This window comes from Alteromonas algae (assembly GCF_049117195.1).
Taxonomy (GTDB): domain Bacteria; phylum Pseudomonadota; class Gammaproteobacteria; order Enterobacterales; family Alteromonadaceae; genus Alteromonas.
Map to the genome: position 1 here is coordinate 3,359,485 of NZ_CP185260.1, position 16,356 is coordinate 3,375,840.

Here is a 16,356-nt window from a genome sequence, read left to right on the forward strand (position 1 = left end):
AGTACTCACTTACTCTTGCTGTTTTCAAGAAACGCGGTTGCATGATTCAAAGACACTACGCTGGCATATTTGGCGTTCATATCATGAAGATTCGCATTATGCGCTGACACATTACGGTCGCCACACGCTTGCTCCACGACCCACGTGGCATAATTGTAATTAAGCGCATCGACTACCGTTGCGCGCACACACCCACTGGTAGTTAGTCCACACACCATCAGGCTGTCGCATTTCTTTTGTATTAACTGTTCAGATAATGGCGTAGCAAAAAACGCGCTGGGGCCAGTTTTCTCGATAATCGTATCGGTAGGTAACACGGTAAGGCGTTCGTCTACCTCTACCCATTTAGAATGGGCAGCGAGTATATTTAAGTCGGGAAGATGGCGGCGAAACACACTTTGTGTATGGTCGTCTTTATACACCACGGTTGAATAAAAGACCGGGAAATGACACGCGTGAAACAACGACACTAACGATTGTGCGGCGTCGATTTCGCTATCGAACGCACCACCTAGTGGGCTATCAAGTGACGTGAAACCGTATGTCATGTCTACGACGATAAGGCCTGGGCGGCGGCCAAACGGCACGCCCCCGATTGCCAAGTCTCGATCTTCACTCATTACGCGTTTTCTCTGAAGGTAGGCGATACCGGTGCTGGTAAGCCGGTCTCTTCTTCGCAACGCGCAAGAATTTCCTCGATAGTACCGCCACGGTTAAACACTTGTACCTCGCCCCGTGCCTCAGTCAATGCCGCGCGCATTGCAGTAGTTGCAGTGTCATCCACTGCCCCATCAACAATGACCACACCATATCGTTTAGCGCCTTCCTCGCTGACCAAGCCTCGGCGTACATCGTCCATAATACTCTCCACGGGACGCTGATAAGGGTCGCCCCAACCACCGCCGCCCCAGGTATCGAAATAAAGCAGGTCACCCTCGCTCACTTCTATTCCTTCACACTTCGCCGGTAACGTAATACTTTCGCCATTGCGTTTTACTAAACGTTTGGTAGAACGTTGACCCGGCTCACCGCCATTTACGCCCCACGGATACGTTAACCAACGGTCATCGTGTATGGCGATGCTGCCATCACACAGGAATCGGTATGCCACTGACAAACCGTTACCACCACGATGCAAGCCTGCACCACCTGAATCGACAATGGTTTCGTAAGATTCAATACGAAGTGGGAAGTAGGCTTCAACAAATTCATTGGGTACATTAGTAAAGCCTGGCCATAGTGAATGCCCGTCTGGGCCATCCCCCACAGGGCGACCTGGAATACCGCCAAAACCAATTTGAAAGAGTTGGAACCACTCGCCTTTTTTGTCATAACCTGAAAAGAATAGATGAGGAGAGTCGGAGAACCCTGCCGCATTCATTGCATCGGGTGCGCTTTGCCCAAGCAGCCCGCCCATTACATCAAAAATACGTCCTAATGCATGAGTACGGCCCGATAGCGCTGCCGGATAGTTAGGCTTTAACAAGCTGCCTTGCGGAATTCTTACGTCGACCAAATCATAAAAACCGTCGTTAAACAGAATTTGCGGGTCGACTAAGTTGATGGTGAATGAGCCAAAGAACATCTTGAACATGTCTTCATTTAAGAAGAAGTTAATAGAGCTTTTTGCCTGGGGGTCGGTGCCGGCAAAATCAAAAATAGCCTTTCCGTTTTCGCGCCACATAGTACAGCTTATTTTGTATGGCCCTTTACCTACGCCATCATCACATAGATAGTCTTCAAACGTACGCGGCTCTTCTGGCACAATCATATTGATAATGGCTTCCATGGCCACTTTGTTTCTATCCAACATGATTTCCATGGTGGAATAAAAAATATCGTCACCAAAGCGCTCAGAAATCTCTACACAACGCTTGGCCGCAGTTTTGCACGACGCCACTAATGCGTTTAAGTCAAAACGGTTCCACTGCGGTGTACGTACGTTATGAAGGATCAATTCCAAAATATCGCTTTGCAGCACCCCTTTCTTATACAATTTGGTAGGCGGAATACGAATACCTTCTTGGAAGATGGTTTCCGCTTTGATAGGAATGGACCCGGGCACCATACCGCCGTTATCTGACATGTGACCAAACATCGCCGACCACGCAATATGCCGCCCTTCTTTAAATACCGGCACCAGTACAATCCAATCCGGTAAATGCGATACTGCGGCATTCGTCATATACGGGTCGTTAGTAAGAATAATGTCGCCTTCTTCCAACTCTCCTTCGAATGCATCCATAAACCCGTGGATAAACGAACCGAATTGACCAACGACCATTTTGCCGTCTTTATTCGCAATCATGGGAAAGCAATCGCCTTGTTCACGAATACCTGGGCTCATTGCCGTTCTAAATAATACGGCATCCATTTCTTCGCGTGCATTACGAAGGGCGTTTTCAATAATATCCACGGTAACCGTATCAACATCAACACGATTAAGTGGTGCACTGTTAGTTTGTTTTATTTTTTCGTTCATGGTGCCACCTATTACTTGGATGCTTGTGGGTTAATTAAAAGATTACCGACATGATCGACCGACGCTTCATAGCCCGGTAAGACCACGGTTGTAGAATCCATCTCACAAATAATTGCAGGGCCATTTACCGTTAGCGCTGTATGCAACAGGTTACGGTCGTAAATAACCGCATCGTGGTAACGGCCTTCGTAATAAATCTTTGACGACGTAATTTCACATTCTTTCAATGTTGCTTGTGTGCTTGGCGGTGGAGGTGCAGGCAACGGCTTGCTCTTCGCCGTTGCGACCGCCCGTACCATGACAATCTCGTGTCCGTCTTCAAGGGCAAACGTAAACAACTGCGTATGCTCCGCATCAAATTGACGTTTGAGTAACGCCAACCCTTCTTTCGCTAACTCGTCTCGACTAAACTCGATGCTTAACTGGAAGGCTTGACCGGTATAGCGCACGTCTGCCTGATAAGTAATAACCTGTTCGTCGTTATCGATGCCATCGGCGCTTAACGTTGACGATGCCTTTTCAGCAAGCTCATCAAGCAAGGTGGTGAAGTCGTTAATTTCAATATTATCGAGCAGGGTCACATAGGTTTGCGACGCCTCATCTCGTACTTGTGTGGTGGCATCGCCGTAAGCACAAAGTACACCTGGGCCTGGAGGTATAATAGTAGGCCACGCATTGGTTAAAATACCTAACGCATTAGCATGCAAGGGGCCCGCGCCGCCAAACCCTACTAAGGCAAATTCACGTGGGTCAAAGCCCTGTTCTACTGATACTAATCGCAATGCACCAAACATCGCTTCGTTGGCAATTTTGATAATGCCTTCTGCGGCTTCTTCAACACTTATTCCCATTGGGTCGGCAACCTTCTTCACCGCATCAACAGCAGCATCGCGGTTGATAGACATACTGCCACCTAGCTGTACGTCGGCCGGTAAATAGCCAAGCACAACGTTGGCGTCGCAGACAGTAGGTTGGTCGCCTCCTTTCATATACGCTGCTGGGCCTGGCACCGCACCCGCCGATTCTGGTCCAACGCGCAAGGCTTTAGTGAGTTCAGGTACAAAGGCTAACGAGCCGCCTCCTGCTCCCACCGTTCGCACGTCAACAGACGGTGCACGAACGGTGACATCTCCAACTCGGGTCTCACGCCTAACACGGGCTGATGCATTTTGAATAAGGGCGACGTCAGTTGACGTTCCTCCCATATCAAAGGTAAGAATGTTGTCGTGACCACCTTGTTTGCAGAAGTGAATAGCACCAGCCACACCGCCTGCAGGGCCGGACATCAATAAATTAACCGGGCTGTCTGCTGCTGAACGTGCCGATGCTAACCCGCCATCCGAGCGTAAAATAGAAAGGTGAAGATCTTCGCCCATTTTCTCGGTTAACGCAGCGTAGAGGTTATCAACATATTTGGCGACTTCTGGGCGCACATAACTGTTTACGACCGTTGTTTCTGTTCGCTCATACTCTTGAAGTTCAGGCACCACTTCAGATGAAATTGAAATGGGCATATCAGGAAATACTTCATTGGCAACGGCTTGCGCTTGCTTCTCATTTTCACCATTTACGTAGGCATTAATAAATGAAATGGTGATGGCTGCGAACTCGCCGCGAGACTTTAACGCCTGTAATGACTCTCGAAGCGCTTGCTCATCGAGTGCTTTGTGCACGGTTCCGTCTGCATCAATACGTTCGTCAGCTTCAATGGTAAGTTCAAGCGGTGCAAGCAGTGGCTTTTTCACATAGCTTACCCATCCGCCCAAACCACCTGGACAAAACGAACGCGCTACTTGAAGCACTTGCTTATAACCTTTGGTGGTGATGAGCGCGACTTTTGAGCCCTTGCCGGTTAATACTGCGTTGGTCGCAACCGTTGTTCCGTGCATTACGCGGTTAATTTTTTTAACATCAACCCCTGACTGTTCGCAAATTCGGTTAATGCCGTTTAATACACCTACCGATGAGTCTTGTGGCGTTGAGGGCACTTTTGCCGTAAAGGTTTCGCCTGAATCTTCATTTATCAGTAGTAAGTCTGTAAAGGTTCCACCTACGTCGACACCTAATCGATAACTCATAATTCTATCCTCTGTCGCATTCATTGCTTGCATGTTGTTGTTTCAGCCACGCCTTTGCATGACCACCACGAGCTGTACCAGTAAGTTCTGTTGCTAAATCGGAGGCAGCAAGCAGCGCAGGCATATTAATCCCGGTGCTATAGCCCATTTGTTCAACCAGTAGCACTACGTCTTCGGTGGCTACATTGCCCGTGGCGCCAGGCGCAAACGGACACCCACCTAAACCACCAATCGAGGCATCAAATTGGCGAATACCCGCTTGAATAGCGGCGTAAACGTTGGCCACGCCCATGGCTCTGGTATCGTGAAAATGACAGGATAAGTGCTGCGCGCCGAATGCATCTGATAAGCGCGACATAAGCGCGAACACTTCATCGGGCGCTGCCGCACCAATCGTATCGGCAATAACAATATGGCTTGCGCCCGCGGTAAGTAGCTCATCACATAGCCGCATGACTTCATCAGGCGATGCCTTTCCTTCAAAGGGGCACTCCCATGCTGTTGCAACGTAAGCCTGCACCTTGCTTTCACTGTCATTGGCAAGCGTTAGCACGTCTTTACACATCAACATCGCATCGTCGGTCGACATACGGATGTTTTTTTCATTCATAGTTTTACTTGCCGCTACCACCAGTGACATAAGCGGAACATGTAAATCGTGGCCCGTTGTAAAACCACGCTTATTAGGAATAAGCACCGAAAATGCGGTATCGCTTATGTGCGTAAGCTGCTTAAAGATATCATCCGTACCGGCCATTGCCGGCACGGCTTTTGGTGATACGAAAGCACCAATTTCAATGGCTGGCACGCCGGCTTCAACAAGTGCATTAATTAGCGTTAGTCGCTCATCGACACTTAAATGCTTCTTTTGATTTTGCAATCCATCCCGAGGGCCAACATCGTTGATAATGATTGATTCTGCCATTACCCCACCACCCTCTTTTCTCTTAGTGCTGCGAGAGCCTCGGGACTAAGACCCGCAAGCTCTTGAAGCACTTCATCGGTATGTTCGCCAACACGTGGCGCGGCAGAAAAACTCTCTTCATCAGAACGCGAGAACTTAATCGGATTACCAGGCCCTTTAGTGATATTGCCGTCGGCACTTGAAAGGTCTACCACCATGTTTCGATGAAGTACTTGTTCGTCGCTTAAGGCTTGCGAGAATTTATTGACTGGCGCACAGGGAATGCGTGCCGCTTCTAACTTCTCTATCCAGTAATCAGAAGGCTGCGCTTGTAGAATGTTGTTAAGGGTGTCGATAATAAAATCTTTCTTCGCCCAACGACCGGGCTGCGTATCAAACTCTGGCAAATCTAGCTCGGGTGCGTGTACCACTTCTTTCAGGTTTTGCCAGAAATTATCGGTAATAACCGCGATAACAATAAAACCATCGGCAGTTTTAAACGTGTCGTAGGGCACATGTACAAAGTGAGAATTGCCAATAGGGAACGGGTCCTTTCCTGACAGGAAGTACATTGTTGCCATGTAGTTCAAAAGCGATATTTGGCAATCAAGCATCGAAATATCGACGTCTTGCCCTTCACCACTTTTTTCACGTTCAAGTAATGCTGCTTGAATGCCCATTACGGCAAACATGCCACCGCCTAAATCACCAATGGGGATACCTGCGCGAACAGGGTTTTGAGGGTCGGTACCGGTGATTGACATACCGCCACCGGTTGCTTGCGCGACTTGGTCAAACGCTGGACGCTTAAAGTTAGGCCCATTGTTACCGAAACCCGTAATGGAACAGGTAATAATACGCGGGTTTACTGCTTTTAAATGTTCATAGTCTATTTTAAGGCGCGACGGCACGCCGGCCCCGAAGTTATTTACAACCACATCCGCAGACTTAACCAAGTCATAAAAAATGTCTAAGCCTTCAGGGGTTTTCAAATCAATACATACGCTTTTCTTGTTTCTATTTAAGGTAATGAAGTATGCGCCCATTCCATCCAACGAGTTTTCTGGGTCGGTGGCGAGTAATTTCCGTGTTCCCTCTCCGCTAAGCGGCTCTACCTTGATGGTTTCGGCCCCTAAATCGGCCAAGATCATCCCGCAATAAGGGCCTGACAACATATGCGTCAGGTCGATAACCTTTATTCCTGCCAATGGTTTGTTCATTATTTTTCTCTCGAACGGTGTCCCCGTGCACCTAAGTGCACGGGTAACATCAAACTATAATAGGTTGTCTATTTCGGTGTTTACTGCACGTAAACCCTTAAAAGTTGTAGGTGAAATCTATGCCGTAAGACCTAAGTGCTGAGGGATGAATAAACGACCCGCCAAACTCGGGCGCAGGGATAACCTCTTGCAAATACTGCTTATCTGCCAGGTTTTTACCCCATAGCGCCACTTCCCACATTTCACCTGCAAACGCGATACGAGCGTTTACGAGGCCGTAAGCATCGCGCGTTGCGTTATTGAAGTTTTGTGGGTGAGGACCGGGCGGTACGCCGCCGCCTAAGGTGCCAAAGAAGTCCCAAATTGTGGGCGTTTCTTCACCTTGTAACGTGTGGAAGTTGGTTTCACCTACGTACTGATAATCGACACGAGTCAGCATTAACACATCGCTGGTAATTGCATATTCATGACTAAAACCAAGCGTAAATGAACGGTCTGGTGTCTGTGGCGCTTCGTTACCGACCGATAACGGACGGTTTCTGTTTTCTTTAATTTCACTGTCGATGAAGCCTGCACCACCAAATAGTGTCAGTTCATCTGTTACGCGATAATTAAAATCAACTTCAAACCCGCGAATATCGAGTTCGTCTATGGTGGTTACTGCACGCAATAAGCCAAAAGGACCGGCGAAGAATTCAAAAAACTGATTATCTTCAACATTGGTGTTAAACACCGCTGTATTTACCTTTAGTGCGCCATCTAACCAGCTCGACTTCGCGCCAAGCTCAATACTCGTTGTTACTTCTTTCGCATAGTCGTCGGTAACTTGCAATTGAGCATTAACCGCGTCGCCCGGCGTACCGGTTCCTGATGCATTAAACCAGAAGTCGAGCGTCGCTTCGGTCCCGATTGAGTTAAAGCCACCACTTCTAAAGCCAACGCCATAACTACCGTATAAATTGAGTGAAGATGATGCTTCATAGCTAAGAGTTACTTTAGGCTGCCACTGGCTGAAGCTGGCATCACGACTTGGAATACCGTTCGGGTTTGTATTAAACGCAGGGTTGATAGGACCAACCTGACCATTAACAATGGTGTTCACATTTAACCCAGACGCTAAAACATTAGGTACGTTGTTTTCTACCTCTCGAGATTCATTGTCATAACGAACCGCAACAGACAGCTCCCACTGCTGAGTAAGGTCGTACTCAACCTGGCCGAAACCTGACATTACTGTGGTATCGAACGTGTCACTAAAAAGTAAATCAGTAGGGTTGGGGCCTGTTGGCGGTACGTATGACTGGCGAAGGAAACCTTGCCCTTGGTCAGCGCCGTAGGCAACCACGACATCTCTTTCAATTTGGGCGAAATACAAACCCGCTATCCAGCGCAGATCAGAGTCGTCTTTCGACGTTAAACGAATTTCTGCACTGTAATCACGTTGGCTTCGCTCTTGATATTGATAACCATCACATGAGGACGGTGTATAAGGACCGTATACACCGGCGAAGTCTTGACCCGGTGGCAGAACAACAAAGGGAGAAAGGAAATCGCCATATAAGTCGCTTCGGCCCGCACCGCCTAATTCTGTTGGTAGGTTATTGAGCGTTTGGCGGTCGGTTTGACATTGCGGTGTGACTTCATAACCGTAAAACGACGCGCTGGTTCCATCAGACAGCAAGTACTCATCTAAGTCGTTGTAAGCCACTATCGCGGTAACATCAAAGGTGTCACGTTCCCAATCAGCTTTGAGTGAAAGCTCTGTGGTTTCTTGTTCGTTTTCACCCGGTACGTTAAACGCAAAGATAAACTCATGATCGTTCACGTCTTTGTTAAAGGCTTGCTGACCGAATGCATCAACAAAGCTAGGCAGTGCAAACGCCGCATTAAAGTTAATCGCCCCGCCTTCTACTTCACTACGTGACGCGCGAAGATCAAATTTAAGATCATCTGACGCTTCCCAAATAAGGCGCCCTTTCATAGTGGTATCTTCTAGGAAGTCGACGGCATCATCGCGACCTAAAAATACATTTTCATAAAAACCATCGGTTGTATTGTGGCTTATTGCAAAGCGCCCAAAAACGGTGTCACTTAGCGGGCCGGTAACCATCGCACTGTAACGCTGGGTATTATTATTACCGATTCCGGCTTCTACTTTGGCTTCAAAAATATCTGAGGGTGTTTTGGTTGTAACAAGAATGGCGCCAGCAACAGCATTACGGCCATAAAGCGCCCCTTGCGGCCCTTTCAACACTTCAATTTGTGCGACATCGGTGAGGGTTTCGTTAAAACTATTGGGGTTGGTTTGGAGCACACCATCAACAACGTAGGCGAACGTCGATTCTGCATCTCGCGTTGAAATAATACCGCGAATGTTAACCTGCGTATCACCCACGTTAGCCGCATCAACAATACTTACGTTTGGAATTAAGCCAATAAAATCCCCAGTGCGCTCTACACCGGCAGCTTCTAGTTGCCTTTCAGATAACGCCGTTACCGCGATAGGCACTTCTTGAATACTTTCTGGACGCTTACGCGAAATACTGATCACTTCAATCAGCTTTTCGTCTTCGGCGTTCGTGGCTTCTTCTTGCGCAAAAGCTTGAGTATGAAATACAGACGTTGATAGCGAAAACGCTATGGCAACGCTACTGGCGATGAGGTGCTTGCGTGTGTTTAACATTGGGTTTCTCCAGACACTAGTCATTATTGTTGTGTTGAATATCTTTGAGCCTACGCCACAAAGTGGTTTGGCTAATACCTAACGCTTGCGCAGCTCGACGTTTATCACCACTACATTGTTCGAGCGTCGCTAAAATCATTTCATACTCTTTATTTTTAAGTGCTCCACCTTGAGCCCCCGCCACTTCATTAGTGTGGGAAAGCTCTGGTGCAATCTGAGAGAGCACGCTGCCTACACGGTCAAGGCCATTCATGGCTTTCACATAAGCAACAATTCGTTCTAGTACATTCTCAAGTTCACGGATATTGCCTGGCCACCGATAAGCCAGCATGGGTTGCTCGATAACACTCCACACGTCTTCTGGTGCATGGTCTAAGGCGTAGCGTTTGTTAAGTGACGCTAATTTATGAATAGCAACGAGGGGAATATCGGCTATACGCTGACGAAGCGGCGGCAGCGTAATATTGAATACATTAAGGCGGTAAAATAAATCTTCTCTGAATGCACCAGTTTTTACCATGTCTGACAGGGAACGGTTCGATGCAGCAATAAGCTTAAGGTCGACATCACGCTCTTGGTTTCCACCTAACGGACGATACTGACGCTCTTGTAAAAACCGTAACAACTTGGCCTGTTGATCTAAGGCAAGCTCACTAATTTCATCGAGAAACAACACCCCATGCTGGGCTTCTTCAATTAACCCTTTGCGACCGCCTCGTCGCGAACCGGTATACGCCCCGTCTTGATGACCAAATAATTCGCCTTCAAAAAGCTCAGACGGTATGGCACTACAGTTCAATGCCACAAATTTGCCTTGCTCATAAGGGCTAAACTTCTGCACTTGGCGCGCGACTAACTCTTTACCTGTGCCTGATTCACCAAACAACAACACGTTACTTGGCGAGGAAGCGAAAGCGACGGCCTGTTGCATAACCGATTCCATCTCGCGTGATTGATAAATAAGTTCGTGACGTTTAAGCGGGGCTTTTTTCTTTGCTTTTGCGGTGGGAAGTTTGCTGTAAAGTTGGTAGATATATTTTTGATTAGGAACTTGGTCTACGGTGTCTAGGTGATACCACCATTCTTTGCCGTTTATTTCACACTCTCCATCGGTGAGGCGCTTGCCTCCTTCGGGATGAATGAGCGTGGACAAGTCACTGGTAAAATCATTGGTCAGCTTTAAATCGTGCTTAGCAGCATTATTTAACGTAAGTGATTCATCCATGCCGTCTATCATAATAATAGGCGTTTTAGACTTATCCATTAACCACGACATAATGGCATGTTCACGGTTGCGCTCTCGCCATTCACGCGCTTTTTCAAGCGCGCTTTCGATAGTTTCAATACACGACGATTCTGAATATACCAAAAAAGAGGGAATATCTTTGCTTGCGGCAAGCCCACACACCAAGCTTGCTCCCACCATGACGACCTCTGGTTTTTTAGAGGCAATATAAAACTGCTCACGTGCCTGTTCTGGCGTGAGATAAACAGTTTGTTCTACATGCGCATTTAACTTGGGCCCGGCAAGTTGGGCAGAGATACTGGTATGGGCAAAAGAAATAACATGAATATTGTCAGAGATTTTTGAGGCTTTTTCTATCGCCTCATAAATGTCTAACTCGGTAGTAGCCAGTGATGCAACAGGAATAGACAATGCGGATTCTAGATAACGAGCGTTTGAACCTGCACTAACCACCACATCGGGGCAAAACGCTGAGATATGTTTTTTTATCTCAAAGGTTGTACCTACAATCGCATCAACAATACGAAATTCTGCGTGTTCGCGGAATCGCCCAAGCACACTGCTCATCAACTGGCTAAATTCTTTGTAGCCAAAGATAAGTACGCGCAGCTTGCTTGGTTGTAATGCGTTATTATTCAAGTCGTTTTCACTCATTTTTTTCACCTACTCATTGTTAAGCAGGCGTAATGGTTAATGACTTGTTAGCAGGTGCTGTACCAACTTTGCAAAAAACACGTTAGGCCTTGCTGTTATTGCTTTTGATTAAACATTGCTCAACCTTAGTACGCATGAATAAATATTGAACGATCACTTTTTATTTCAAAATGAATAATTTTATTTCATTTTGAAATACTTTGGCACAGTTGAAGTACTACATCGAGGCAATAAGGCAGGCGAATATCTTGCACTTCCCAATCATCGGCGCCCTTTCGTTTTTCTGAGTCTGAAAACGCAATACTATCGCGTGTTAAACGCTCGAGGTCCGCATCAATATCCGTCGATTCGAATGAGAGCAAAAATACTCCCTCTCCCCGTGTTTCTATTATCTGTGTGAGGGGTGACAGCGCGGTTAACGGGCTCACCAACACCAACCATATGCCGTTGCAATCAAAACGTGCTGATATGGCCTGTCTAATAGGAAGCGATTCTATAATTGGGTCAACATCTAAAAAGCGGCTAAAAGACGCGGATGCTTTTTCGATATCATCGACAAGAATATTAATATGGTGGATGGTTTTTGGCATGATGGGCGCAGCTCACTAGAGATAGTCTACTCGTCAGCAGCAATTTGTTTGCCAAGTGATGATCGTTACTGTGGATAACGACAATAAGAAAGGTGATGCATAGCGTAATAAACGTTAAGCCCTTTAATGTAAGGGCTTATTATTATAGAGAGACTAGACCTTGGCTACCAACCAAGCGAACTTCGGGCTCAAGCGATATTCCAAATGTGCTGCTAACGGCAGTAATGATGTTACTGGCCATAGCGCGCACATCATCGCCTGACGCATTACCCAGATTGGTTAACACAAGCGGCTGAGTAGGATGACAGCGTACCCCATTTATTGATTGACCTTTGAAACCCGTCTGGTCAATTAACCACGCCGCGGGGACTTTCATAAGCGTGGGAGACACAACATAACCCGGCATGTCGTTAAATTGTGAGATTAGCGTATCAAAATACACTTTTGTTATTACTGGGTTTTTAAAGAAGCTGCCTGCATTACCGAGCTTTGCTGGATCAGGTAACTTACTTTGTCGAATTTCAATTACTTTGTTATATACATCAAGTGCAGACGGATTTGTTAATGCGGCGAGTTCACCGTATGACGTAGCCAGCGAATAGTGTTTAGGCAATACAAAATTAACTTGGGTTATAAGCGCTTTACCTGCCAAGTCATGCTTAAAGATACTGTCACGATAACCAAACTGACAATCATCTACGGTTAAACGGGCCTGTTCGCCAGTGTCAATGATGACAGCCACGACAGATTCAATGAAAGCATTTATTTCGCGGCCATAAGCACCAATATTTTGAATAGGGGCTGCACCAACAGAACCAGGAATAAGCGCCAAGTTTTCGAAGCCATACCAACCGTTCTGCATGCACATCGTCACTAAGTCGTGCCAATTTTCGCCTGCACCAGCACTAATGTAGTGATGTTTATCATCATCAAAGTGGCTGACACCTTTAATATTATTGACCAGTAAAGTACCGTTAAAGTCTTCAAGAAAGATAGAATTACTGCCTCCCCCTACAATGTAATTAATAGGGTGCTTGCGATAAGCATCAATAAATTCATCAGCAGAAGAAAAGCTAACCACAGATTGACAGGCAGTTTGAAGACCGAAAGTACTATAAGGCTGTAAAGAAGGCATATCTCATTATTAGTGCAAATGACAGTGGCGGTAATGGTAGGGGAATGAACGTTGAATGAAAAGCGAATTAAGAAGCAAATTAGCGGAGGCGCTGTTATCTAAGAAGACAGTAAATGTGTTTTAAACCCATTATTTTTTAGTGCATAAAGTAAAAAAGCCCCTGTCGTTAGACAGGGGCTTTTTTGAATGGGACCTGGCAGTGTCCTACTCTCACATGGGGAAACCCCACACTACCATCGGCGCTAATACGTTTCACTTCTGAGTTCGGAATGGGATCAGGTGGTACCGTATCGCTATGGCTGCCAGGAAAAAACTGGTTAACAATTTAGGAAATCTGATATCAATGCAATCAAGAGTAATCTACTTTTCACTCTACTTGCTTTATTCTTTATAAGCTTGTCAATCTCAACACCACATAGCCTAAAGCTTCTTGGGTGTTGTATGGTTAAGCCTCTCGGGTAATTAGTACAGGTTAGCTTAACGCCTTACAACGCTTCCACACCCTGCCTATCAACGTCATCGTCTTTAACAACCCTTCCGGACTTTAAAAGTCAGGGATGACTCATCTTTGGGCCGGCTTCCCGCTTAGATGCTTTCAGCGGTTATCCGTTCCGAACGTAGCTACCGGGCAATGCCATTGGCATGACAACCCGAACACCAGCGGTTCGTCCACTCCGGTCCTCTCGTACTAGGAGCAGCTCCCATCAATCATCCAACGCCCACACCAGATAGGGACCGAACTGTCTCACGACGTTCTAAACCCAGCTCGCGTACCACTTTAAATGGCGAACAGCCATACCCTTGGGACCGACTTCAGCCCCAGGATGTGATGAGCCGACATCGAGGTGCCAAACACCGCCGTCGATATGAACTCTTGGGCGGTATCAGCCTGTTATCCCCGGAGTACCTTTTATCCGTTGAGCGATGGCCCTTCCATACAGAACCACCGGATCACTATGACCTACTTTCGTACCTGCTCGACGTGTCTGTCTCGCAGTTAAGCTAGCTTATGCCATTGCACTAACCTCACGATGTCCGACCGTGATTAGCTAACCTTCGTGCTCCTCCGTTACTATTTGGGAGGAGACCGCCCCAGTCAAACTACCCACCAGACACTGTCCACAATCCCGATAAGGGACCAATGTTAGAACATCAAACATACAAGGGTGGTATTTCAAGGACGGCTCCACACAATCTAGCGACTGTGCTTCGAAGCCTCCCACCTATCCTACACATGTAGGTTCAATGTTCAGTGCCAAGCTGTAGTAAAGGTTCACGGGGTCTTTCCGTCTAGGTGCGGGTACACAGCATCTTCACTGCGATTTCAATTTCACTGAGTCTCGGGTGGAGACAGCGTGGCCATGGTTACACCATTCGTGCAGGTCGGAACTTACCCGACAAGGAATTTCGCTACCTTAGGACCGTTATAGTTACGGCCGCCGTTTACCGGGGCTTCGATCAAGAGCTTCGCTTACGCTAACCCCATCAATTAACCTTCCGGCACCGGGCAGGTGTCACACCCTATACGTCCTCTTACGAGTTTGCAGAGTGCTGTGTTTTTAATAAACAGTCCCAGCCACCTGGTCACTGCGACCCCCATCTGCTTCCACCGCAAGGGCTTAACAAACAGGGGCGTACCTTCTCCCGAAGTTACGGTACAATTTTGCCGAGTTCCTTCACCCGAGTTCTCTCAAGCGCCTTAGTATTCTCTACCTGACCACCTGTGTCGGTTTGGGGTACGGTTCACATAATCATAAGTTTAGAAGCTTTTCCTGGAAGCAGGGCATCAACAACTTCGCTACCTTAGTAGCTCGTCTCGCGTCTCAGCTTTAAGAACCCGGATTTACCTAAGTTCTCGGCCTACTCGCTTTCACTTGGACAACCATCGCCAAGCTTGCCTAGCCTTCTCCGTCCCTCCATCACTGATTATATAAGTACGGAAATATTAATCCGTTTCCCATCGACTACGCATTTCTGCCTCGCCTTAGGGGCCGACTTACCCTGCCCTGATTAGCATGGGACAGGAAACCTTGGTCTTCCGGCGTGGGGGTTTTTCACCCCCATTATCGTTACTCATGTCAGCATTCGCACTTGTGATATGTCCAGCAAGCTTTACAACTCACCTTCATCCACTTACACAACGCTCCCCTACCCAGCACAGTAAACTGTGCTGCCGCAGCTTCGGTATATTGCTTAGCCCCGTTACATCTTCCGCGCAGGCCGACTCGACTAGTGAGCTATTACGCTTTCTTTAAAGGGTGGCTGCTTCTAAGCCAACCTCCTAGCTGTCTAGGCCTTCCCACATCGTTTCCCACTTAGCAATATTTTGGGACCTTAGCTGGCGGTCTGGGTTGTTTCCCTCTCCACGACGGACGTTAGCACCCGCCGTGTGTCTCCCGGATAGTTCTCATTGGTATTCGGAGTTTGCAAAGGGTTGGTAAGTCGGGATGACCCCCTAGCCTTAACAGTGCTCTACCCCCAATGGAATTCGTCCGAGGCTCTACCTAAATAGATTTCGGGGAGAACCAGCTATCTCCCGGTTTGATTGGCCTTTCACCCCCAGCCACAAGTCATCCGCTAACTTTTCAACGTTAGTCGGTTCGGTCCTCCAGTTGATGTTACTCAACCTTCAACCTGCCCATGGCTAGATCACCGGGTTTCGGGTCTATACCTAGCAACTAAACGCGCAGTTAACACTCGCTTTCGCTACGGCTCCGCTATTCGCTTAACCTTGCTACTAAATATAAGTCGCTGACCCATTATACAAAAGGTACGCAGTCACACCACGAAGGTGCTCCCACTGCTTGTACGTATACGGTTTCAGGTTCTATTTCACTCCCCTCACAGGGGTTCTTTTCGCCTTTCCCTCACGGTACTGGTTCACTATCGGTCAGTTAGGAGTATTTAGCCTTGGAGGATGGTCCCCCCATATTCAGTCAAGATAACACGTGTCCCGACCTACTCGATTTCACTGTAAAGCACGCTTCGTGTACGGGGCTATCACCCTGTATCGCTCCTCTTCCCAAAGGATTCCACTACACACTAAACAGCTTAAGGGCTGCTCCCCGTTCGCTCGCCGCTACTAGGGGAATCTCGGTTGATTTCTTTTCCTAAGGGTACTTAGATGTTTCAGTTCCCCTCGTTCGCCTCGTTACACTATGTATTCATGTAACGATACCTGTAAACAGGTGGGTTTCCCCATTCGGACATCTGTGGCTCAAATGCATTTTGTCGGCTCACCACAGCTTAACGCAGACTTACACGTCCTTCATCGCCTCTAACTGCCAAGGCATCCACCGTATACGCTTAGTCACTTAACCATACAACCCTAAAAAGCCTTGAGTTTGGCCTCATGTCCGCCTTT

Annotated in this window: 9 protein-coding genes and 2 rRNA genes; all 11 read right to left on the reverse strand. The window is 47.4% G+C overall.

The window, feature by feature from the left end:
* Positions 1-5: 5 nt before the first annotated feature.
* Entirely contained in the window at positions 6-620 is a 615-nt protein-coding gene (locus tag ACOJRU_RS14965) for an isochorismatase family protein (protein WP_421132534.1), read from the reverse strand.
* The gene (locus ACOJRU_RS14970) at positions 620-2,482 is read right to left on the reverse strand and encodes a hydantoinase B/oxoprolinase family protein (protein WP_421132535.1); all 1,863 of its coding nucleotides are present in this window, start codon (positions 2,480-2,482) and stop codon (positions 620-622) included. The genes ACOJRU_RS14965 and ACOJRU_RS14970 overlap by 1 nt, the downstream gene beginning before the upstream one ends.
* An 11-nt stretch (positions 2,483-2,493) precedes the next feature.
* Positions 2,494-4,560 carry a hydantoinase/oxoprolinase family protein gene (locus ACOJRU_RS14975; protein ID WP_421132536.1) on the reverse strand — a complete coding sequence of 689 codons (2,067 nt, stop codon included), beginning with the start codon at positions 4,558-4,560 and terminating at the stop codon, positions 2,494-2,496.
* Between the two features lie 4 nt (positions 4,561-4,564).
* Entirely contained in the window at positions 4,565-5,485 is a 921-nt protein-coding gene (locus tag ACOJRU_RS14980; protein ID WP_421132537.1) for a hydroxymethylglutaryl-CoA lyase, read from the reverse strand.
* Positions 5,485-6,684: a CaiB/BaiF CoA transferase family protein gene (locus tag ACOJRU_RS14985; protein WP_421132538.1), complete on the reverse strand. Its 1,200-nt coding sequence runs from the start codon at positions 6,682-6,684 to the stop codon at positions 5,485-5,487. The genes ACOJRU_RS14980 and ACOJRU_RS14985 overlap by 1 nt, the downstream gene beginning before the upstream one ends.
* Positions 6,685-6,781: 97 nt before the next feature.
* Positions 6,782-9,367, reverse strand: a complete 2,586-nt coding sequence (locus tag ACOJRU_RS14990; RefSeq protein ID WP_421132539.1) for a TonB-dependent receptor — start codon at positions 9,365-9,367, stop codon at positions 6,782-6,784.
* Between the two features lie 16 nt (positions 9,368-9,383).
* Positions 9,384-11,267 carry a sigma 54-interacting transcriptional regulator gene (locus ACOJRU_RS14995; protein WP_421132540.1) on the reverse strand — a complete coding sequence of 628 codons (1,884 nt, stop codon included), beginning with the start codon at positions 11,265-11,267 and terminating at the stop codon, positions 9,384-9,386.
* A 185-nt stretch (positions 11,268-11,452) separates the two neighbouring features.
* Entirely contained in the window at positions 11,453-11,857 is a 405-nt protein-coding gene (locus ACOJRU_RS15000) for a VOC family protein (RefSeq protein WP_421132541.1), read from the reverse strand.
* A gap of 142 nt (positions 11,858-11,999) precedes the next feature.
* Positions 12,000-12,992 carry a UDP-N-acetylmuramate dehydrogenase gene (murB, locus tag ACOJRU_RS15005; RefSeq protein WP_421132542.1) on the reverse strand — a complete coding sequence of 331 codons (993 nt, stop codon included), beginning with the start codon at positions 12,990-12,992 and terminating at the stop codon, positions 12,000-12,002.
* Between the two features lie 191 nt (positions 12,993-13,183).
* Positions 13,184-13,299: ribosomal RNA gene (rrf, locus tag ACOJRU_RS15010) — 5S ribosomal RNA — on the reverse strand.
* A 134-nt stretch (positions 13,300-13,433) separates the two neighbouring features.
* Positions 13,434-16,312, reverse strand: a 23S ribosomal RNA gene (locus tag ACOJRU_RS15015).
* Between the last annotated feature and the right edge of the window lie 44 nt (positions 16,313-16,356).

Excerpts from the sequence above, each read along its gene's own strand:
- ACOJRU_RS14965 (WP_421132534.1), bottom strand. The coding sequence starts at position 620 with ATGAGTGAAGATCGAGACTTGGCAATCGGGGGCGTGCCGTTTGGCCGC.
- ACOJRU_RS14970 (WP_421132535.1), bottom strand. The coding sequence starts at position 2,482 with ATGAACGAAAAAATAAAACAAACTAACAGTGCACCACTTAATCGTGTT.
- ACOJRU_RS14975 (WP_421132536.1), bottom strand. The coding sequence starts at position 4,560 with ATGAGTTATCGATTAGGTGTCGACGTAGGTGGAACCTTTACAGACTTA.
- ACOJRU_RS14980 (WP_421132537.1), bottom strand. The coding sequence starts at position 5,485 with ATGGCAGAATCAATCATTATCAACGATGTTGGCCCTCGGGATGGATTG.
- ACOJRU_RS14985 (WP_421132538.1), bottom strand. The coding sequence starts at position 6,684 with ATGAACAAACCATTGGCAGGAATAAAGGTTATCGACCTGACGCATATG.
- ACOJRU_RS14990 (WP_421132539.1), bottom strand. The coding sequence starts at position 9,367 with ATGTTAAACACACGCAAGCACCTCATCGCCAGTAGCGTTGCCATAGCG.
- ACOJRU_RS14995 (WP_421132540.1), bottom strand. The coding sequence starts at position 11,267 with ATGAGTGAAAACGACTTGAATAATAACGCATTACAACCAAGCAAGCTG.
- ACOJRU_RS15000 (WP_421132541.1), bottom strand. The coding sequence starts at position 11,857 with ATGCCAAAAACCATCCACCATATTAATATTCTTGTCGATGATATCGAA.
- murB (WP_421132542.1), bottom strand. The coding sequence starts at position 12,992 with ATGCCTTCTTTACAGCCTTATAGTACTTTCGGTCTTCAAACTGCCTGT.